This window comes from Streptomyces sp. Mut1 (assembly GCF_030719295.1).
GTDB lineage: Bacteria > Actinomycetota > Actinomycetes > Streptomycetales > Streptomycetaceae > Streptomyces > Streptomyces castrisilvae.
The window spans coordinates 1,060,782-1,081,121 of sequence record NZ_CP120997.1 but is presented as its reverse complement, the minus strand read 5'-3'; the positions used below and the strand labels follow the sequence as shown (position 1 = coordinate 1,081,121).

Below are 20,340 nucleotides of genomic sequence, written 5' to 3'. Positions count from 1 at the left end.
AGCACCGTTGAGCAGGTTGCGCTGGCTGACCGCGGGGGAGTCGCACGGCCCCGCACTGGTGGCGACGCTGGAGGGTCTTCCCGCCGGTGTCCCGGTCACCACGGAGATGGTTGCGGACGCGCTCGCCCGGCGGCGGCTCGGTTACGGCCGCGGCGCGCGGATGAAGTTCGAGCGGGACGAGGTCACCTTCCTCGGCGGCGTGCGGCACGGGCTCACCATGGGCTCCCCGGTCGCCGTGATGGTGGGCAACACCGAGTGGCCCAAGTGGGAGCAGGTCATGTCGGCCGACCCGGTCGACCCCGAGGTGCTGGCCGAGCTGGCCCGTAACGCTCCGCTGACCCGCCCCCGGCCCGGCCACGCCGACCTCGCCGGGATGCAGAAGTACGGCTTCGACGAGGCCCGGCCGGTCCTGGAGCGCGCCAGCGCCCGGGAGACCGCGGCCCGTGTCGCCCTCGGCGCCGTCGCCCGGTCCTACCTCAAGGAGACCGCCGGCATCGAGATCGTCTCCCACGTCGTGGAGCTGGCCGCCGCCAAGGCGCCGTACGGGGTCTACCCGGTCCCCGCCGACGTGGACAGGCTCGACGCCGACCCGGTGCGCTGCCTCGACGCCGACGCGAGCAAGCGGATGGTCGCCGAGATCGACCAGGCCCACAAGGACGGCGACACCCTCGGCGGCGTCGTCGAGGTGCTGGCGTACGGCGTGCCGGTCGGCCTCGGCTCGCACGTGCACTGGGACCGCCGGCTCGACGCCCGCCTCGCCGGTGCGCTCATGGGCATCCAGGCCATCAAGGGCGTCGAGGTCGGCGACGGCTTCGACCTCGCCCGGGTGCCCGGCTCCAAGGCGCACGACGAGATCCTGGTGACCGAGGACGGCATCAAGCGCGCCTCCGGCCGGGCCGGCGGCACCGAGGGCGGGCTCACCACCGGTGAACTGCTCCGCGTCCGCGCCGCGATGAAGCCGATCGCGACCGTGCCGCGCGCCCTGGCCACCATCGACGTGGTGACCGGCGAGCCCGCCAAGGCCCACCACCAGCGCTCCGACGTCTGTGCCGTTCCCGCGGCCGGCATCGTCGCGGAGGCGATGGTCGCCCTGGTCCTGGCGGACGCCGTCGCGGAGAAGTTCGGCGGCGACAGCGTGCCCGAGACCCACCGCAACGTGCAGTCGTACCTCGACCACCTCCAGATCCGATGAGCGCTCCGCTGATCGTCCTGGTCGGACCGATGGGTGTCGGCAAATCGACCGTCGGTGAACTGCTCGCCGCCCGGCTGGGCACGGGCTACCGGGACACCGACGCCGATGTCGTCGCCACGGCCGGCAAGCCCATCGCGGAGATCTTCTACGACGAGGGCGAGGACCACTTCCGCGCGCTGGAGCGGGAGGCCGTCCGGGCCGCCGTCGCCGAGCACGCGGGCGTCCTCTCGCTCGGCGGCGGGGCCGTCCTGGACGAACGGACGCGCGCCCTGCTCGCCGGCCACCCGGTCGTCTATCTCTCGATGGACGTGGACGAGGCCGTCAAGCGGGTCGGCCTCAACACCGCGCGCCCGCTGCTCGCGGTCAACCCGCGCCGGCAGTGGCGCGAGCTGATGGAGGCCCGCCGCCACCTCTACACGGAGGTCGCCCGCACGGTCGTCGCCACCGACGAGCGCACACCCGAAGAGGTCGCACAGGCGGTCCTCGACGCACTGGAACTGCCGGACGCACCCCCGTCCGGCCGGGAGAACACACCCATGACGGAGCAGGCACCCACCCGCGTCCAGATCGCCGGCAGCGCGGGCACCGACCCGTACGAGGTGCTGATCGGCCGGCAGCTCCTCGGCGAGCTGCCCAAGCTCATCGGCGAGCGCGCCAAGCGCGTCGCGGTCCTCCACCCCGAGGCACTCGCCGAGACCGGCGAGGCGGTCCGCCAGGACCTCGCGGGCCAGGGCTACGAGGCCATCGCGATCCAGTTGCCCAACGCCGAGGAGGCCAAGACCGTCGAGGTCGCCGCCTACTGCTGGAAGGCGCTCGGCCAGACCGGCTTCACCCGTACCGACGTCATCGTCGGCATCGGCGGCGGCGCCACCACCGACGTCGCCGGCTTCGTCGCCGCCTCCTGGCTGCGCGGGGTGCGCTGGATTGCCGTACCGACGACCGTGCTCGGCATGGTCGACGCGGCCGTCGGCGGCAAGACCGGCATCAACACCGCCGAGGGCAAGAACCTCGTCGGCGCCTTCCACCCGCCGGCCGGCGTGCTCTGCGACCTGGCCGCCCTGGACTCGCTGCCGGTCAACGACTACGTCTCCGGCATGGCCGAGATCATCAAGGCCGGATTCATCGCCGACCCGGCGATCCTCGACCTCATCGAGGCCGACCCGCAGGCCGCGCGCGGCCCCGAGGGGCCGCACACCGCCGAGCTGATCGAGCGTTCCATCCGGGTCAAGGCCGAGGTCGTCTCCAGCGACCTCAAGGAGTCCGGGCTGCGCGAGATCCTCAACTACGGCCACACCCTGGGCCACGCGATCGAGAAGAATGAGCGCTACAAGTGGCGCCACGGCGCCGCCGTCTCGGTCGGCATGGTCTTCGCCGCCGAACTCGGCCGCCTCGCCGGCCGGCTCGACGACGCCACCGCCGACCGGCACCGCGCCATCCTGGAATCCGTCGGCCTGCCGCTCACCTACCGGGGCGACCAGTGGCCCAAGCTGCTGGAGAACATGAAGGTCGACAAGAAGTCCCGCGGCGACCTGCTGCGCTTCATCGTCCTGGACGGCCTTGGCAAGCCCACCGTCCTGGAGGGCCCCGACCCGGCCGTGCTGCTCGCCGCCTACGGGGAGGTCTCGGCATGACCCGCAGGGTCCTCGTGCTCAACGGCCCCAACCTCGGCCGCCTCGGCTCCCGCGAACCCGACGTCTACGGCTCCACCTCGTACGCCGGACTCGTCGAGGCCTGCCGCACCCTCGGCAAGGAGCTCGGCTTCGACGTGGACGTCCGCGAGACCAACGACGAGGGCGAGCTGATCCGCTGGCTGCACGAGGCCGCGGACGGTTCAATTCCGGTCGTTCTCAACCCGGGCGCCTTCACGCACTACTCGTACGGGATGCGGGACGCGGCAGCTCAGCGCACCGCCCCGCTGATCGAGGTGCACATCTCGAACCCGTACGCGCGTGAGGAATTCCGCCATCACTCGGTGGTCGCACCGGTCGCCACCGGGACCGTCGCGGGATTCGGCATCGGCTCCTACCGGCTCGCCCTGCGCGCGCTCGCGGACGAGTCGACGGACTGATCCACCGCCCCGCACGGGAAGGCCGACCGGCCGGCGGGGCACTGTGGACCCTCCCCGGCCGTTGTCCGTGTGGCGGCCGGGGAAGGTACGGTTGCCGTTCCACCAGCGCCAGTTGCCTGTACGAGACGGAGTTGCACCGGATGCAGCACGCAGTGGGGGCCCCGCTGCCTCCGCCCCAGGGACCCGGACCCGGCCCTCTCGGCTGGTCACCCGGGGCCCAGCACCCCGGCCCGCCGGTCCCGCCCCCGGCAGGCCCGCCGTCCCGGCCCCCGGCCGGGCACCCGGGTCCGCCGCCCGCCGCACCGCCCGCCCCGCAGGGCCAGGGCTGGTCCGGGCCCGCCCCGCAGCACGCCCCGGCCCCCGCCACCCGCGAGACCACCGGGCACGTCCAGCTGCCGCCCGGCAGACCGGTGCCGCTGCCCGCGCCGCCCGCCGAGCCGGGCACCGGCAACGCGACCCTCGCTGTGCTCCTGATCGGCCCGGCCGGCGCCGGCAAGACCACGGTGGCCAGGCTCTGGGCGGCCCGCCGCCGGGTGCCCACCGCCCACGTCAGCCTGGACGACGTCCGCGAGTGGGTCTGCTCCGGTTTCGCCGACCCGCAGGCCGGGTGGAACGACCAGTCAGAGGCCCAGTACCGGCTGGCCCGCCGCACCTGCGGCTTCGCCGCCCGCAACTTCCTGGCCAACGGGATCTCCTGCATCCTGGACGACGCCGTCTTCCCCGACCGGCCGGTCGTCGGCCTCGGCGGCTGGAAGCGCCACGTCGGCCCCGGGCTCCTGCCCGTCGTCCTGCTGCCCGGCCTGGAGATCGTCCTGGAGCGCAACGCCGCGCGCAGCGGCAACCGCCGGCTCTCCGACGAGGAGGTCGCCCGTATCCACGGCCGGATGGCCGGCTGGTACGGCTCGGGGCTGCCCATCATCGACAACTCCACGTACGACGTGGAGACCACCGCCCGGGTTCTGGACGACATACTCGCCCGGTCCCTGGCCAGCCCCCCGGCCTGGTGAGACCGCGGACCCACCGGCCCGCCCACGGCCGCCCGACCCCCGGTCGGATGCGCTGACCGGGCGGGCCGCGCCCCGCGCTCGTACGCTCGACGCATGTCAGAGGTGTACGCCGTCCGACGCGGACTGCTCCGCGACCGGTGCGCCGCAGTCGGATCCGCGGCCGCCCTGGTCTCCCGCCCCGCCAACGTCCGTTACCTGGCCGGCGGGGCGCCCCCGGGCGCCGTGCTGCTGCTCGGCCCCGGCGAGGACGTCCTGCTCTGCCCCCGCCCCCCGACCGGCGACCCGGCCGACGGGCGCCCCGACGAACACCTGCGGGTGGACCTGCTGCCGGTGGCCGGCGGCGATCCGGTGGTCGCCGCGGCGGACCTGGCCGCGGCGGGCAGCGCGGAGTCCCTGGCCGTCGAGGAGCACGATCTGACGGTCTCGCGGCACCGGGCCATGGCCTCGGTCGCGCCCAGGCTCCGGCTGGCCGATCTCGGCGTCACCGTCGAGCAGTTGCGCATCGTCAAGGACGAGGAGGAGATCGGCTGCCTGCGGATCGCCGCCGAGATCACCGACCAGGCACTCGGTGAACTCCTCGAATCGATCCTCGTCGGCCGCACCGAACGGCACCTGGCGCTGGAACTGGAGCGCCGGCTGGTGGACCACGGCGCCGACGGCCCCGCCTTCGCGACCTCCGTCGCCACCGGCCCGCACTCCGGTCTGGGCCGTCACAGGCCCTCGGACCGGCGTGTGGAGGAAGGAGATTTCCTCTCCGTCCGACTCGGCGCGAACTACCGCGGCTACCGCTGCGAGATCGGCCGCACCTTCGTCATCGGAACGGCCCCGGCCGACTGGCAGATCGAGCTCTACGACCTGGTTTTCGCCGCTCAGAGGGCCGGCCGCGAGGCTCTGGTGCCCGGAGCCGAGTACCGCGACGTGGACCGCGCGGCCCGCCATCTCCTGGACTCGGCGGGGCACGGTGAGGGCCTCGCACCCTGGACGGGCCATGGGGTGGGGCTCGAAATCGACGAGGACCCGCAGCTGGCACCCGATGCCATGGGTAAACTGGACGCTTGTGTGCCGGTCACCGTCGAACCGGGGGTCCACCTCCCGGGCCGGGGCGGAGTCCGGATCGATGACACGCTCGTCGTGCGCCCCGAGGCGGACGGCGGACCCGAGCTACTCACCATTACGACCAAGGAGCTGCTCGCGCTCTAGCGCGCGTCCTCGGTCGTTCCACCAGCTTCAGTCCAGGAGATTCCGCAACCGTGGCTTCCACGAACGACCTCAAGAACGGCATGGTGCTCAAGCTCGACGGAGGCCAGCTCTGGTCCGTCGTCGAGTTCCAGCACGTCAAGCCCGGCAAGGGCCCGGCTTTCGTGCGCACCAAGCTCAAGAACGTGCTGTCCGGCAAGGTCGTCGACAAGACGTTCAACGCCGGCGTGAAGGTCGAGACGGCCACCGTCGACCGGCGCGACATGCAGTTCTCGTACATGGACGGCGAGTACTTCGTCTTCATGGACATGGACACGTACGACCAGCTCATGGTCGACCGCAAGGCTGTCGGCAACGCCGCCAACTTCCTGATCGAGGGCTTCACCGCCTCCGTCGCCCAGCACGAGGGCGAGGTGCTCTACGTCGAGCTGCCGGCCGCCGTCGAGCTGACCATCCAGCACACGGACCCGGGCGTCCAGGGCGACCGCTCCACCGGTGGCACCAAGCCCGCCACCCTGGAGACCGGTTACGAGATCGGCGTCCCGCTGTTCATCAGCACGGGCGAGAAGATCAAGGTCGACACCCGCTCCGGCGACTACCTCGGCCGGGTGAACAGCTAACCGTGGCTGCCCGGAACACGGCCCGCAAGCGCGCCTTCCAGATCCTCTTCGAGGCCGACCAGCGCGGCGAGTCCGTGCAGACGGTCCTCGCGGACTGGGTACGGCACTCGCGGTCCGACACCCGTCAGCCTCCGGTCACCGAGTACACGATGGAGCTCGTCGAGGGGTACGCGCAGTACGCGGACCGGATCGACGACCTCATCGTCACCTACGCCGTGGACTGGGAGCTCGACCGCATGCCGGTCGTCGACCGGAACATCCTGCGGCTCGGTGCGTACGAGCTGATCTGGGTGGATGCGACCCCGGACGCGGTGGTGATCGACGAGGCGGTGCAGATCGCCAAGGAGTTCTCGACCGACGACTCCCCGTCCTTCGTGAACGGCCTGCTGGCCCGTTTCAAGGACCTCAAGCCGAACCTCCGCCGGGAGAGCTGAGCCCCCGGCGGCGTTCCGCCGACGAAGGGCCCATGGCCGCAGAGCCGTGGGCCCTTCGGCATGTCCGGGCCCATCCGCCCACACGGCTCCGGGCATACGAACGCCGGGCCCGGAGGGGCGCCCCGAGGGGAACCCCGCCGGACCCGGCGGCACGTTTCTGCGGGGGCCGGTCAGCCCTCGTCGTGGGCGACGGCGCGGCGCGCGTCCGCGTCCAGCACGCCCCAGCTGATCAGCTGCTCCGTGAGCACGGACGGCGACTGGTCGTAGATCACGGCAAGCGTGCGCAGGTCGTCCTGGCGGATCGAGAGCACCTTGCCGTTGTAGTCGCCGCGCTGGCTCTGGATCGTCGCCGCGTAACGCTGGAGAGGACCGGCCTTCTCCGGCGGCACGTGGGCCAGGCGCTCCAACTGCAGGACGAGCTTCGGCGGCGGCTCGGCGGCACCGCCGGGCGTCGTGCCCGGCAGGAGCTCCTGGACCGGGACGCCGTAGAAGTCCGCCAGCTCGGCAAGGCGCTGCACGGTCACGGCACGGTCGCCGCGCTCGTACGAACCGACCACGACGGCCTTCCAGCGGCCCTGGGACTTCTCCTCCACGCCGTGGAGGGAGAGGCCCTGCTGGGTGCGGATGGCACGGAGCTTGGCCCCGAGCTGTTTTGCGTATTCGCTGGACATAAGGCTCCCCGGACGCTGGAACGTTCGCGGCTGGGCCGCGTGGCTGGTAACTCACTGTGAGGTTACGCAGCGTTACTTGGGTGCGTCAAGCTGAGATGGTCCGTACCGGCTTCTCCCGGGGCGGGGAGAGGGACCGGCGCGGGCCCTGGTAATGTCGGTAGTGCAATTTCGACGTCCTTTAAGGTCCGTCCCGTGAGGCGGAGAAGGAGGTCCGTTTCTTATGGACGCACAGCACGACGCCACCGGCAACGCGGCACGCCCCGTTCTGGAGGCTCCCGACATCGCCCGGGTCCTGACCCGCATCGCCCACGAGATCGTCGAACGCGCCAAGGGCGCCGACGACGTGGTGCTCCTCGGCATTCCGACCCGAGGTGTCTTTCTCGCCCGCCGGCTCGCCGACAAGCTCGAAGAGATCACCGGCCGCACGATCCCGGTCGGCTCCCTCGACATCACCATGTACCGCGACGACCTGAGGCTGCGCCCCGCGCGCGCCCTGGCCCGCACCGAGATCCCCGGCGAGGGCATCGAGGGCCGCCTGGTCGTCCTGGTGGACGATGTCCTCTTCTCCGGCCGCACGATCCGCGCCGCCCTCGACGCGCTCGGCGACATCGGCCGGCCCCGGGCGGTGCAGCTCGCGGTCCTCGTCGACCGCGGCCACCGCGAACTCCCGATCCGCGCCGACTACGTCGGCAAGAACCTCCCCACGTCGCTGCGGGAGACGGTCAAGGTCCAGCTCGCCGAGGAGGACGGCCGCGACGCCGTGCTGCTCGGGGTCGAGCAGGCCGCCCACGCGGTCGAGCGTTAGCTTCCCGCCCGTACGGCCAGTCCGCCGTACGGCGGCTTCCGCGCGCCCGCATGCCTGAAAACTCCAGCCACCCGGAGAACACCCAGATGAAGCGTCACCTCATCTCGGCCGCCGACCTCACCCGCGACGACGCCGTCCTGATCCTCGACACCGCCGAGGAGATGGCCAGGGTCGCGGACCGGCCGATCAAGAAGCTCCCGACCCTGCGCGGCCGTACCGTCGTCAACCTCTTCTTCGAGGACTCGACGCGCACCCGCATCTCCTTCGAGGCGGCCGCCAAGCGGCTCTCCGCCGACGTCATCAACTTCTCCGCGAAGGGCTCGTCCGTCTCCAAGGGCGAGTCGCTCAAGGACACCGCGCTGACCCTGGAGGCAATGGGCGCCGACGCCGTCGTCATCCGCCACGGCGCCTCCGGAGCCCCCTACCGGCTGGCCACCTCGGGCTGGATCGACGGCGCCGTCGTCAACGCGGGCGACGGCACCCACGAGCACCCCACCCAGGCCCTCCTGGACGCCTTCACGATGCGCCGCAGGCTCGTCGGGCCGGACGCCGGACTCGGCAAGGACCTCGAAGGGCGCCGCATCACCATCGTCGGCGACATCCTGCACAGCCGGGTCGCCCGCTCCAACGTCCACCTGCTGAACACGCTCGGCGCCCACGTCACCCTGGTCGCCCCGCCCACCCTGGTCCCGGTCGGCGTCGAGCGGTGGCCCTGCGACATCAGCTACAGCCTGGACGACGTGCTGCCGGACTCCGACGCTGTGATGATGCTGCGTGTGCAGCGCGAGCGGATGAACGCCGCCTACTTCCCGACCGAGCGCGAGTACTCCCGCCGCTACGGCCTGGACGGCGAGCGCATGGCGAAGATGCCCGAGCACGCCGTCGTCATGCACCCCGGCCCGATGGTCCGCGGCATGGAGATCACCGCCGAGGTCGCCGACTCCGACCGCTGCACGGTCGTGGAGCAGGTCGCCAACGGCGTCTCCATCCGCATGGCCGTGCTCTACCTGCTGCTCGGCGGCTACGAGTCGGCCGCCCCCTCCACCCCCGCCGCCCGTACCGAGGAGAACAAGTAACCATGAGCAAGATCCTTATCCGCGGTGCGAAGGTGCTCGGCGGCGACCCGCAGGACGTCCTCATCGACGGCGAGACCATCGCCGCGGTCGGTACCGGGCTGGACGCGGGAGACGCCACCGTGATCGAGGCGGCGGGCCAGGTCCTGCTGCCCGGCCTGGTCGACCTCCACACCCACCTGCGCGAGCCCGGCCGCGAGGACTCCGAGACCGTCCTCACCGGCACCAAGGCCGCCGCGGTCGGTGGCTTCACCGCCGTGCACGCCATGGCCAACACCTTCCCGGTCGCCGACACCGCCGGCGTCGTGGAGCAGGTCTGGCGGCTCGGCAAGGAGTCCGGCTACTGCGACGTGCAGCCCATCGGCGCCGTCACCGTCGGCCTGGAGGGCAAGCAGCTCGCCGAGCTGGGCGCCATGCACGACTCCGCGGCCGGCGTGCGGGTCTTCTCCGACGACGGCAAGTGCGTGGACGACGCGGTCATCATGCGCCGCGCCCTGGAGTACGTGAAGGCGTTCGACGGGGTCGTCGCCCAGCACGCCCAGGAACCCCGCCTCACCGAGGGCGCCCAGATGAACGAGGGCATCGTCTCGGCCGAGCTGGGCCTCGGCGGCTGGCCCGCCGTCGCCGAGGAGTCGATCATCGCCCGCGACGTGCTGCTCGCCGCCCACGTCGGCTCCCGGGTGCACATCTGCCACCTGTCGACCGCCGGCTCCGTCGAGATCGTGCGCTGGGCCAAGTCCAAGGGGTGGAACGTCACCGCCGAGGTCACCCCGCACCACCTCCTGCTCACCGACGAGCTGGTCCGCTCCTACAACCCCGTCTACAAGGTGAACCCGCCGCTGCGCACCGAGGCCGACGTACAGGCCCTGCGCGAGGCACTCGCCGACGGCACCATCGACTGCGTCGCCACCGACCACGCCCCGCACCCGCACGAGGACAAGGACTGCGAGTGGGCCGCGGCCGCCATGGGCATGGTGGGCCTGGAGACCGCGCTCTCCGTCGTCCAGCAGACGATGGTCGAGACCGGGCTGCTCGACTGGGCCGGCGTCGCCGACCGCATGTCGTCGCGGCCCGCGGCCATCGGACGGCTCGAAGGACACGGCCGCCCCGTCTCGGCGGGTGAGCCTGCCAACCTCACCCTGGTCGATCCGGCATACCGTGGAGCCGTGGACCCCGCGGGATTCGCCTCCCGCAGCCGCAACACCCCGTACGAGGGGCGCGAGCTGCCGGGCCGAGTGACCCACACCTTCCTGCGGGGCCGTGCCACGGTCGTCGACGGGAAGCTCGCGTGACTACACAGACCCTGTACCAACTGGCCGCCGAGCAGAAGTCGGCGGAGGTGACCGACTGGTCCGCCCGCATCAGCTGGGTGATCGGACTCGTCGTCCTCGTCGTGTTCGTCTACTGGCTGATGCGCCAGGGATGGAAGTGGCGCGGGAACCTCCAGTCGGACCTGCCCCCTCTCGCGACCACCCCCGAGGGCTACGCGGACGGCGAGAAGCTGCTCGGTCTCACCGGCCGCTACCACGCGTCGACCACGGCCGGGCAGTGGCTCGACCGGATCGTCGCCCACGGCCTCGGCACCCGCAGCCGCGTCGAGCTGACCCTGACCGCCGAGGGCCTCGACGTCGTACGGCCCGGCGCGGCGGACTTCTTCGTCCCGGCCGCCGACCTGCGCGGCGCCCGCACCGACAAGGCACTGGCGGGCAAGGTCCTGCCCGAGGGCGGCCTCCTCGTCATCACCTGGGCGCTCGGCGACCAGCTGATCGACTCCGGATTCCGCTCCGACCACTCGGCCGAGCACCCCGCCTGGGTCGAAGCCGTCAACCACCTCACCAGCACTACGGAAGGCATCGCACGATGACGACCTCCACCCGGGGAGCCCAGGTTCCCGCCGTACTCGTCCTGGAGGACGGCCGCGCCTTCCGCGGCCGCGCCTACGGGGCTGTGGGGGAGACCTTCGGCGAGGCGGTCTTCTCCACCGGCATGACCGGCTACCAGGAGACGCTGACCGACCCCTCGTACCACCGCCAGGTCGTCGTGATGACCGCCCCGCACGTCGGCAACACCGGCGTCAACGACGAGGACCCCGAGTCCCGGCGCATCTGGGTCGCCGGCTACGTCGTGCGCGACCCCGCCCGTACCCCCTCCAACTGGCGCTCCCGGCGCTCGCTGGACGAGGAGCTCGCGAACCAGGGCGTCGTCGGCATCAGCGGCGTCGACACCCGCGCCCTCACCCGCCACCTGCGCGAGCGCGGCGCCATGCGCGTCGGCATCTTCTCCGGCGACGCGGTCACCGACGACGCCACGATGCTCGCCCGCGTCCAGCAGGCCCCCGAGATGACGGGCGCCGACCTGTCCGCCGAGGTCGCCACCAAGGAGCCCTACGTCGTCCCCGCGATCGGCACCAAGAAGTTCACCGTCGCCGCGATCGACCTCGGCATCAAGGGCATGACCCCGCACCGGATGGCCGAGCGCGGCATCGAGGTGCACGTCCTGCCCGCCACCGCGACGCTGGAGGAGGTGTACGCGGTCCGGCCCGACGGCGTCTTCTTCTCCAACGGCCCCGGCGACCCCTCCACCGCCGACCACCCCGTCTCCGTCATGCGGGGCGTCCTGGAACGCGGGACCCCGCTCTTCGGCATCTGCTTCGGTAACCAGATCCTGGGCCGCGCGCTCGGCTTCGGCACGTACAAGCTGAAGTACGGCCACCGCGGCATCAACCAGCCCGTGCAGGACCGCTCGACCGGCAAGGTCGAGGTCACCGCGCACAACCACGGCTTCGCCGTCGACGCCCCCCTCGACAAGGTCTCCGACACCGCCTACGGCCGCGCCGAGGTCTCCCACGTCTGCCTGAACGACCAGGTGGTGGAGGGTCTCCAGCTGCTCGACCGGCCGGCCTTCAGCGTCCAGTACCACCCCGAGGCCGCCGCCGGCCCGCACGACGCCGCGTACCTCTTCGACCGCTTCGTTTCCCTGATGGAGGGCCAGCGTGCCTAAGCGCTCCGATATCCAGTCCGTCCTGGTCATCGGCTCCGGCCCGATCGTCATCGGGCAGGCCGCCGAGTTCGACTACTCCGGCACCCAGGCCTGCCGCGTCCTCAAGGCCGAGGGCCTGCGCGTCATCCTGGTGAACTCCAACCCGGCGACGATCATGACCGACCCGGAGATCGCCGACGCCACCTACGTCGAGCCGATCACCCCCGAGTTCGTCGAGAAGATCATCGCCAAGGAGCGCCCCGACGCGCTGCTGCCCACCCTCGGCGGCCAGACCGCGCTGAACACCGCGATCTCCATGCACGACAACGGCGTCCTGGAGAAGTACGGCGTCGAGCTCATCGGCGCCAACGTCGAGGCCATCAACAAGGGCGAGGACCGCGACCTGTTCAAGGGCGTCGTCGCGGCCGTCAAGGAGAAGATCGGATACGGCGAGTCCGCCCGCTCCGTCATCTGCCACTCCATGGACGACGTCCTCGCCGGCGTCGACACCCTCGGCGGCTACCCCGTCGTCGTCCGCCCCTCCTTCACCATGGGCGGCGCCGGCTCCGGCTTCGCCCACGACGAGGACGAGCTGCGCCGCATCGCCGGCCAGGGCCTCACGCTCTCCCCGACCACCGAGGTGCTCCTGGAGGAGTCCATCCTCGGCTGGAAGGAGTACGAGCTGGAGCTGATGCGCGACCGCAACGACAACGTCGTGGTCGTCTGCTCCATCGAGAACTTCGACCCGATGGGCGTCCACACCGGTGACTCGATCACCGTCGCCCCCGCGATGACCCTCACCGACCGCGAGTACCAGCGGCTGCGCGACATCGGCATCGCGATCATCCGCGAGGTCGGCGTCGACACCGGCGGCTGCAACATCCAGTTCGCCATCGACCCGGCCGACGGCCGCGTCATCGTGATCGAGATGAACCCCCGCGTCTCCCGCTCCTCGGCCCTCGCCTCCAAGGCGACCGGCTTCCCGATCGCCAAGATCGCCGCCAAGCTGGCCGTCGGCTACACGCTGGACGAGATCCCCAACGACATCACCGAGAAGACCCCGGCCTCCTTCGAGCCGACCCTCGACTACGTCGTCGTCAAGGCCCCGCGCTTCGCCTTCGAGAAGTTCCCCTCCGCCGACTCCACCCTCACCACCACCATGAAGTCGGTGGGCGAGGCCATGGCGATCGGCCGGAACTTCACCGAGGCCCTCCAGAAGGCGCTGCGCTCCCTGGAGAAGAAGGGCTCGCAGTTCACCTTCACCGGCGACCCCGGCGACAAGGCCGAACTGCTGGCCGAGGCGGTCCGCCCGACCGACGGCCGGATCAACGCCGTCATGCAGGCGATCCGGGCCGGCGCCACCCAGGAGGAGGTCTTCGACGCCACGAAGATCGACCCCTGGTTCGTCGACCAGCTCTTCCTGATCAAGGAGATCGCCGACGAGCTGGCCGCCGCCGACAAGCTCGGCCCCGAGCTGCTCGCCGAGGCCAAGCGGCACGGCTTCTCGGATCTCCAGATCGCCGACATCCGCGATCTGCGCGAGGACGTCGTCCGCGAGGTGCGGCACGCGCTCGGCGTCCGCCCGGTCTACAAGACGGTCGACACCTGCGCCGCCGAGTTCGCCGCGAAGACGCCATACTTCTACTCCTCCTACGACGAGGAGAGCGAGGTCGCGCCCCGCACCAAGCCCGCGGTGATCATCCTGGGCTCCGGCCCCAACCGCATCGGCCAGGGCATCGAGTTCGACTACTCCTGCGTCCACGCCTCCTTCGCGCTCAGCGACGCCGGCTACGAGACCGTGATGGTCAACTGCAACCCGGAGACGGTCTCCACCGACTACGACACCTCCGACCGCCTGTACTTCGAGCCGCTGACGCTGGAGGACGTGCTGGAGATCGTGCACGCCGAGACCCTCGCGGGCCCGGTCGCCGGTGTCGTCGTCCAGCTCGGCGGCCAGACCCCGCTGGGCCTGTCGCAGGCGCTCAAGGACAACGGCGTGCCCGTCGTCGGCACCCCGCCGGAGGCGATCCACGCCGCCGAGGACCGCGGCGCCTTCGGCCGCGTCCTGGCCGAGGCCGGCCTGCCCGCCCCCAAGCACGGAACCGCCACCACCTTCGCCGAGGCCAAGCAGATCGCCGACGAGATCGGCTACCCCGTCCTCGTACGCCCCTCGTACGTGCTCGGCGGGCGCGGCATGGAGATCGTCTACGACGAGACCCGGCTCTCCTCGTACATCTCCGAGTCCACCGAGATCAGCCCCACCCGGCCGGTCCTGGTCGACCGCTTCCTCGACGACGCCATCGAGATCGACGTGGACGCCCTCTACGACGGCACCGAGCTCTACCTCGGCGGCGTCATGGAGCACATCGAGGAGGCCGGCATCCACTCCGGCGACTCCGCCTGCGCCCTGCCCCCGATCACGCTCGGCGGCCACGACATCAAGCGGCTGCGCGCCTCCACCGAGGCCATCGCCAAGGGCGTCGGGGTACGCGGGCTGATCAACATCCAGTTCGCGCTGTCCGGCGACATCCTCTACGTCCTGGAGGCCAACCCGCGCGCCTCGCGGACCGTGCCCTTCACCTCCAAGGCGACCGCGGTCCCGCTCGCCAAGGCCGCCGCCCGGATCTCGCTGGGCGCGACCGTGGCCGGGCTGCGCGAGGAGGGACTGCTGCCGAAGAGCGGCGACGGCGGCACCCTGCCGCTGGACGCGCCGATCTCCGTCAAGGAGGCCGTCATGCCGTGGTCGCGCTTCCGCGATATCCACGGCCGCGGCGTCGACACCATCCTCGGCCCGGAGATGCGCTCCACCGGCGAGGTCATGGGCATCGACTCGGTCTTCGGCACCGCGTACGCCAAGTCGCAGGCCGGCGCCTACGGGCCGCTGCCCACCAAGGGCCGCGCCTTCATCTCGGTGGCCAACCGCGACAAGCGCTCGATGATCTTCCCGGCCCGCGAGCTGGTCGCCCACGGCTTCGAGCTGCTGGCCACCTCCGGCACCGCCGAGGTCCTCAAGCGCAACGGCATCAACGCCACGGTCGTACGCAAGCTCTCCGAGGGCGAGGGCCCGAACGGCGAGCGGACCATCGTCCAGCTGATCCACGAGGGCGGTGTCGACCTCATCGTCAACACGCCCTACGGGACCGGCGGCCGCCTCGACGGCTACGAGATCCGCACCGCGGCCGTCGCCCGCTCGGTGCCGTGCCTGACCACGGTCCAGGCGCTCGCTGCGGCCGTCCAGGGCATCGACGCCCTCAACAACGGAGACGTCGGCGTCCGTTCCCTCCAGGAACACGCGGAACATCTGACCGCGGCCCGCGACTAGCCCGCTCCCAGGGGGACACCGGAAACGGTGTCCCCCTCTTCATGAGGACACCGTGATGTACAAGTTCTTCTTCCGTCTCGTCTTCAAGCGGATGGACCCGGAGCAGGCCCACCACCTGGCCTTCCGCTGGATCCGCCTCGCCGCCCGCGTCCCCGTGCTGCGCACCTTCGTGGCCGCCGCCCTCGCCCCCCGCCACCGGGAGCTGCGCACCGAGGCCTTCGGCCTGCGGATGCACGGCCCCTTCGGCCTCGCCGCCGGCTTCGACAAGAACGCGGTGGCGATCGACGGCATGGCGATGCTCGGGTTCGATCATGTCGAGATCGGTACCGTGACGGGCGAGGCACAGCCCGGCAACCCGAAGCAGCGGCTGTTCCGCCTGGTGGCGGACCGCGCGCTCATCAACCGCATGGGCTTCAACAACGAGGGCTCCGCGGCCGTGGCCGAGCGCCTCGCCGCCCGCAACCCGGTCTTCCGCACCACCGTCGGCGTCAACATCGGCAAGACCAAGGCCGTCGCCGAGGCCGACGCCGCCGCCGACTACGTGAAGTCCACCGAGCGGCTCGCCGCCCACGCCGACTACCTCGTCGTCAACGTCTCCTCGCCCAACACCCCCGGCCTGCGCAACCTCCAGGCCACCGAGTCGCTGCGCCCCCTGCTCACCGCCGTGCGCGAGGCGGCCGACCGCACCGTCACCGGCCGCCGGGTCCCGCTGCTCGTCAAGATCGCCCCGGACCTCGCGGACGAGGACGTCGACGCCGTCGCCGACCTCGCCGTCGAACTGGGCCTGGACGGCATCATCGCCACCAACACCACCATCGCCCGCGAGGGCCTGGGCCTGAGGTCCCCGGCCGCCCTGGTGAAGGAGACCGGCGGCCTGTCCGGCGCGCCCCTCAAGGAACGCTCCCTGGAGGTCCTGAGCCGCCTGTACGGGCGCGTGGGGGACCGGATCACCCTGGTGGGCGTCGGAGGCGTCGAGAACGCCGAGGACGCCTGGCAGCGCGTCCTCGCCGGCGCCACCCTCGTCCAGGGCTACAGCGCCTTCATCTACGAGGGCCCGTTCTACGCCCGCGCCATCCACAAGGGCCTGGCCGCGCGCCTGGCCGCCTCCCCGTACGCCACCCTCGCCGACGCCGTCGGCGCGGAAACCCGGAAGGCAGCGAAATGACCCCGGAACCCTTCGGCGCCCGGCTGCGCCATGCCATGGACACCCGTGGCCCGCTCTGCGTCGGCATCGACCCGCACGCCTCCCTGCTCACCTCCTGGGGGCTGAACGACGACGTCGCGGGGCTGGAGCGCTTCACCCGGACCGTCGTCGAGGCGCTGGCCGGCCGGGTCGCCGTGCTCAAGCCGCAGTCCGCGTTCTTCGAGCGCTTCGGCTCGCAGGGCATCGCCGTCCTGGAGAAGACCGTCGAGGAAGCCAGGGCGGCCGGAGCGCTGGTCCTGATGGACGCCAAGCGCGGCGACATCGGCTCCACCATGGGCGCCTACGCCGCGACCTACCTCGACAAGGACTCGCCGCTCTTCTCGGACGCGGTCACCGTCTCGCCGTACCTGGGCTTCGGCTCGCTGCGCCCGGCGCTGGACGCGGCGGCGGTCTCCGGCGCGGGTGTCTTCGTACTCGCCCTGACCTCCAACCCGGAGGGCGCCGAGGTGCAGCGCGCCACGGCGGCCGACGGCCGGCCGCTGGCCCAGCTGATGCTGGACCACATGGCCGCCGAGAACGCGGGCGCCGCCCCGCTCGGCTCGGTCGGCGCGGTGGTCGGGGCCACGCTCGGCGACGCGGGCGTCGATCTCGCGATCAACGGTCCGCTGCTCGCCCCCGGCATCGGCGCCCAGGGGGCGACGCCGGCGGATCTGCCGGGCGTCTTCGGCGACGCCGTGCGCAATGTGGTGCCCAGCGTCAGCCGGGGTGTGCTGAGCCACGGACCGGCCGTATCCGGGCTGCGCGAAGCCGCCGGACGGTTCGCGGACGAGGTCCGCGCGGCCGTCTCGGACCGCTGACCCTGCCACGTAACTGCGTGTTGACGGAATTCTGACCAGAAAACTCAGGTGTTATGACGGAAATGTCCCGGTCGGCTGAGGCTGACCAGGACTTTTCGTCCGTTCTCGCTGACTCCGGCGGCCTTGGCCGCTAGTCTCCGTCGAGAGCCGACGAGCACGGGTTGTTCGCGGCTCAGCAGGTGAGGGGCGATTCAGCGGCCTCACCGGTCCGTATCCGACAGATCGACATCCGAGGTGACGTAGGCGTGGCTCTTCCGCCCCTTACCCCTGAACAGCGCGCAGCCGCGCTCGAAAAGGCCGCCGCGGCTCGCCGGGAGCGGGCCGAGGTCAAGAATCGACTCAAGCACTCCGGCGCCTCCCTCCACGAGGTCATCAAGTCGGGCCAGGAGAACGACGTCATCGGCAAGATGAAGGTCTCCGCCCTGCTGGAGTCCCTGCCCGGTGTGGGCAAGGTCCGTGCCAAGCAGATCATGGAGCGGCTCGGCATCTCCGAGAGCCGCCGCGTCCGGGGTCTTGGCTCCAACCAGATCGCATCCCTGGAGCGCGAGTTCGGCGGCAGCGCCGCCTGACGTTCTCGGGCACCCCTGAGAACCTGGATAATCGCTCCATGGCTGCAACATCCCGGGGGACGTCCCCCGTACCCCCGGACGTACGTCCGCGGCTGACCGTGCTCTCCGGCCCCTCGGGGGTCGGCAAGAGCACGGTCGTCGCGCATATGCGCAAGGTCCACCCCGAGGTGTGGCTCTCGGTGTCGGCGACGACCCGCAAGCCCCGCCCCGGTGAACGCAACGGCGTCCACTACTTCTTCGTGGACGACGAGGAGTTCGACAAGCTCATCGCCAACGGCGAGCTGCTGGAGTGGGCCGAATTCGCCGGCAACCGCTACGGCACCCCGCGCCGCGCCGTGCAGGAGCGGCTGGAGGCGGGTGAGCCGGTGCTCCTGGAGATCGACCTCCAGGGCGCCCGGCTGGTCCGCCAGTCCATGGCCGACGCCCAGCTGGTCTTCCTCGCGCCGCCGAGCTGGGAGGAGCTGGTACGCCGGCTCACCGGCCGGGGGACCGAGGCGCCCGAGGTGATCGAACGCCGGCTCGGGGCCGCCAAGGTCGAGCTGGCCGCCGAATCCGAGTTCGATACGACGCTCGTCAACACCTCCGTCGAGGATGTGGCGCGTGAGCTGCTAGCCTTGATGCTGGAGGCTTCCGGCCACCGTGCCGGCGGCGAGTGATCCACCGACACTGACCCACCGACACGGGGGCACCGGCAAACGAGCCCCTGACTGTCAAAGATTTCTTTGATCTTCATCCCCTTCGGAAGGCAGAGCGTGTCCTCTTCCATCACCACGCCCGAGGGCATCATCAACCCGCCGATTGATGAGCTCCTCGAAGCAACCGACTCGAAGTACAGCCTCGTGATCTACGCCGCCAAGCGCGCGCGCCAGATCAACGCGTACTACTCGCAGCTCGGTGAGGGCCTCCTCGAGTACGTCGGTCCGCTCGTCGACACCCACGTGCACGAGAAGCCGCTCTCGATCGCGCTCCGCGAGATCAACGCGGGCCTGCTCACGTCCGAGGCCATCGAGGGCCCCGCACAGTAAGCGGCGAACGCAACCTCACCTCGGGCCCGGCGGGCATTCCGCCGGGCCCGAGGCGTGTCCGGGCCGACGGACCGGCGCCCGCGCCCGTGAGGCAGCATGGGGGCGTACGTATGCCGGGTACGTACGCAGCCGAGTGCGGGGAGACGCAGTGGACAAGCCGAAGGTCGTTCTGGGGGTCAGCGGCGGCATCGCCGCGTACAAGGCGTGCGAGCTGCTGCGCCGGCTGACCGAGTCCGGCCACGACGTACGGGTCGTTCCCACCGGGTCCGCCCTGCACTTCGTCGGCGCCGCCACCTGGTCCGCGCTCTCCGGCCACCCGGTCTCCACCGAGGTCTGGAACGACGTCCACGAGGTACCCCACGTACGGATCGGACAGCACGCCGACCTCGTCGTGGTCGCCCCCGCCACCGCCGACATGCTGGCCAAGGCCGCGCACGGGCTCGCCGACGACCTCCTCACCAACACCCTGCTCACCGCCCGCTGTCCGGTCGTCTTCGCCCCCGCCATGCACACCGAGATGTGGGAGCACCCCGCCACCCGGGAGAACGTGGCCACGCTGCGCCGCCGGGGCGCTGTCGTCATCGAGCCCGCCGTCGGCCGCCTCACCGGCGTCGACACCGGCAAGGGACGGCTGCCCGACCCGGGCGAGATCTTCGAGGTCTGCCGCCGGGTGCTGGCCCGCGGCGCGGCGGCACCCGACCTGGCGGGCCGGCACGTGGTGATCAGCGCCGGCGGCACGAGGGAACCGCTCGACCCCGTCCGCTACCTCGGCAACCGTTCATCCGGCAAGCAGGGCTACGCGCTGGCCCGCACCGCCGTCGCCCGCGGCGCCCGGGTCACGCTCGTCGAGGCCAACACCGGACTGCCCGACCCGTCCGGCGCCGACGTCGTGCACACCGGTACGGCCGTGCAGCTGCGCGAGGCCGTGCTCAAGGCCGCGGCGGAGGCCGATGTCGTGGTGATGGCCGCCGCGGTCGCCGACTTCCGGCCCGCCCGGTACGTGACCGGGAAGATCAAGAAGAAGGACGGCCAGGAGCCCGCCCCCATCGCGCTCGTCCGCAACCCCGACATCCTCGCCGAGGTGGCCGCCGAGCGCGCCACGCCCGGACAGATCGTCGTCGGGTTCGCCGCCGAGACCGACGACGTCCTGGCCAACGGCCGCGAGAAGCTCCGCCGCAAGGGCTGCGACCTGCTGGTGGTCAACGAGGTGGGGGAGCGCAAGACCTTCGGCTCCGAGGAGAACGAAGCGGTGGTGCTCGGCGCGGACGGAACCGAGACGCCGGTGCCGTACGGACCCAAGGAAGCGCTCGCCGACACGGTGTGGGACCTCGTGTCGGCCCGGCTCGTATGAATTCCCTGTGACACGCCGGTGAGGCC

General features: G+C 71.5%; 20 protein-coding genes. 19 read left to right on the top strand and 1 reads right to left on the bottom strand.

Features of this window, described 5'->3' with window-relative positions:
* The first annotated feature begins 7 nt into the window (after window positions 1-7).
* The 7 genes from aroC to nusB all read left to right on the top strand — a co-directional run bounded on the left by aroC (window position 8) and on the right by nusB (window position 6,518).
* A complete protein-coding gene (aroC, locus tag P8A18_RS04345) occupies window positions 8-1,192 on the top strand; it encodes a chorismate synthase (protein ID WP_306051931.1) in 1,185 nt (394 codons plus the stop codon).
* On the top strand, window positions 1,189-2,823 hold the full coding sequence (aroB, locus tag P8A18_RS04340) for a 3-dehydroquinate synthase (RefSeq protein WP_306051930.1): 1,635 nt from the start codon (window positions 1,189-1,191) through the stop codon (window positions 2,821-2,823). Before aroC ends, aroB begins: the two co-directional genes overlap by 4 nt.
* Window positions 2,820-3,260 (top strand): type II 3-dehydroquinate dehydratase, encoded by a 441-nt coding sequence (aroQ, locus tag P8A18_RS04335; RefSeq protein WP_306051929.1) that lies wholly within the window; start codon window positions 2,820-2,822, stop codon window positions 3,258-3,260. The genes aroB and aroQ overlap by 4 nt, the downstream gene beginning before the upstream one ends.
* 140 nt (window positions 3,261-3,400) lie before the next feature.
* Window positions 3,401-4,267: a Pro-rich N-terminal domain-containing protein gene (locus tag P8A18_RS04330; RefSeq protein WP_306051928.1), complete on the top strand. Its 867-nt coding sequence runs from the start codon at window positions 3,401-3,403 to the stop codon at window positions 4,265-4,267.
* A gap of 93 nt (window positions 4,268-4,360) precedes the next feature.
* Entirely contained in the window at window positions 4,361-5,467 is a 1,107-nt protein-coding gene (locus tag P8A18_RS04325) for a M24 family metallopeptidase (protein ID WP_306051927.1), read from the top strand.
* Window positions 5,468-5,517: 50 nt separating this feature from the next.
* The gene (efp, locus tag P8A18_RS04320; RefSeq protein WP_018551370.1) at window positions 5,518-6,084 is read left to right on the top strand and encodes an elongation factor P; all 567 of its coding nucleotides are present in this window, start codon (window positions 5,518-5,520) and stop codon (window positions 6,082-6,084) included.
* A gap of 2 nt (window positions 6,085-6,086) precedes the next feature.
* The gene (gene nusB / locus P8A18_RS04315; protein ID WP_018551369.1) at window positions 6,087-6,518 is read left to right on the top strand and encodes a transcription antitermination factor NusB; all 432 of its coding nucleotides are present in this window, start codon (window positions 6,087-6,089) and stop codon (window positions 6,516-6,518) included.
* A 170-nt stretch (window positions 6,519-6,688) separates the two neighbouring features.
* Here the strand turns inward: nusB and bldD are convergent, their stop codons facing one another.
* A complete protein-coding gene (bldD, locus tag P8A18_RS04310; RefSeq protein ID WP_018103903.1) occupies window positions 6,689-7,189 on the bottom strand; it encodes a transcriptional regulator BldD in 501 nt (166 codons plus the stop codon).
* A 220-nt stretch (window positions 7,190-7,409) separates the two neighbouring features.
* Between bldD and pyrR the strand changes: the two genes are divergently transcribed.
* The 12 genes from pyrR to coaBC all read left to right on the top strand — a co-directional run bounded on the left by pyrR (window position 7,410) and on the right by coaBC (window position 20,314).
* Window positions 7,410-7,994, top strand: a complete 585-nt coding sequence (gene pyrR, locus P8A18_RS04305) for a bifunctional pyr operon transcriptional regulator/uracil phosphoribosyltransferase PyrR (RefSeq protein WP_018551367.1) — start codon at window positions 7,410-7,412, stop codon at window positions 7,992-7,994.
* An 86-nt stretch (window positions 7,995-8,080) separates the two neighbouring features.
* The gene (locus tag P8A18_RS04300) at window positions 8,081-9,070 is read left to right on the top strand and encodes an aspartate carbamoyltransferase catalytic subunit (RefSeq protein ID WP_018551366.1); all 990 of its coding nucleotides are present in this window, start codon (window positions 8,081-8,083) and stop codon (window positions 9,068-9,070) included.
* Between the two features lie 2 nt (window positions 9,071-9,072).
* The gene (locus tag P8A18_RS04295) at window positions 9,073-10,359 is read left to right on the top strand and encodes a dihydroorotase (RefSeq protein WP_306051926.1); all 1,287 of its coding nucleotides are present in this window, start codon (window positions 9,073-9,075) and stop codon (window positions 10,357-10,359) included.
* Window positions 10,356-10,931 (top strand): PH-like domain-containing protein, encoded by a 576-nt coding sequence (locus P8A18_RS04290; protein WP_306051925.1) that lies wholly within the window; start codon window positions 10,356-10,358, stop codon window positions 10,929-10,931. The genes P8A18_RS04295 and P8A18_RS04290 overlap by 4 nt, the downstream gene beginning before the upstream one ends.
* Window positions 10,928-12,067, top strand: a complete 1,140-nt coding sequence (carA, locus tag P8A18_RS04285) for a glutamine-hydrolyzing carbamoyl-phosphate synthase small subunit (RefSeq protein WP_306051924.1) — start codon at window positions 10,928-10,930, stop codon at window positions 12,065-12,067. Before P8A18_RS04290 ends, carA begins: the two co-directional genes overlap by 4 nt.
* Window positions 12,060-15,368, top strand: a complete 3,309-nt coding sequence (gene carB, locus P8A18_RS04280) for a carbamoyl-phosphate synthase large subunit (RefSeq protein ID WP_306051923.1) — start codon at window positions 12,060-12,062, stop codon at window positions 15,366-15,368. The genes carA and carB overlap by 8 nt, the downstream gene beginning before the upstream one ends.
* Window positions 15,369-15,423: 55 nt before the next feature.
* Entirely contained in the window at window positions 15,424-16,533 is a 1,110-nt protein-coding gene (locus P8A18_RS04275; RefSeq protein WP_306051922.1) for a quinone-dependent dihydroorotate dehydrogenase, read from the top strand.
* Window positions 16,530-17,369, top strand: a complete 840-nt coding sequence (pyrF, locus tag P8A18_RS04270) for an orotidine-5'-phosphate decarboxylase (RefSeq protein WP_306051921.1) — start codon at window positions 16,530-16,532, stop codon at window positions 17,367-17,369. Before P8A18_RS04275 ends, pyrF begins: the two co-directional genes overlap by 4 nt.
* Window positions 17,370-17,614: 245 nt before the next feature.
* Entirely contained in the window at window positions 17,615-17,938 is a 324-nt protein-coding gene (locus P8A18_RS04265) for an integration host factor (protein ID WP_018524251.1), read from the top strand.
* Between the two features lie 38 nt (window positions 17,939-17,976).
* The gene (gene gmk / locus P8A18_RS04260) at window positions 17,977-18,594 is read left to right on the top strand and encodes a guanylate kinase (RefSeq protein WP_136318255.1); all 618 of its coding nucleotides are present in this window, start codon (window positions 17,977-17,979) and stop codon (window positions 18,592-18,594) included.
* Between the two features lie 96 nt (window positions 18,595-18,690).
* Complete coding sequence (rpoZ, locus tag P8A18_RS04255; protein WP_003970369.1) at window positions 18,691-18,963, top strand: DNA-directed RNA polymerase subunit omega; 273 nt, start codon at window positions 18,691-18,693, stop codon at window positions 18,961-18,963.
* A gap of 148 nt (window positions 18,964-19,111) precedes the next feature.
* The gene (gene coaBC, locus P8A18_RS04250) at window positions 19,112-20,314 is read left to right on the top strand and encodes a bifunctional phosphopantothenoylcysteine decarboxylase/phosphopantothenate--cysteine ligase CoaBC (RefSeq protein ID WP_306051920.1); all 1,203 of its coding nucleotides are present in this window, start codon (window positions 19,112-19,114) and stop codon (window positions 20,312-20,314) included.
* Window positions 20,315-20,340: the final 26 nt, after the last annotated feature.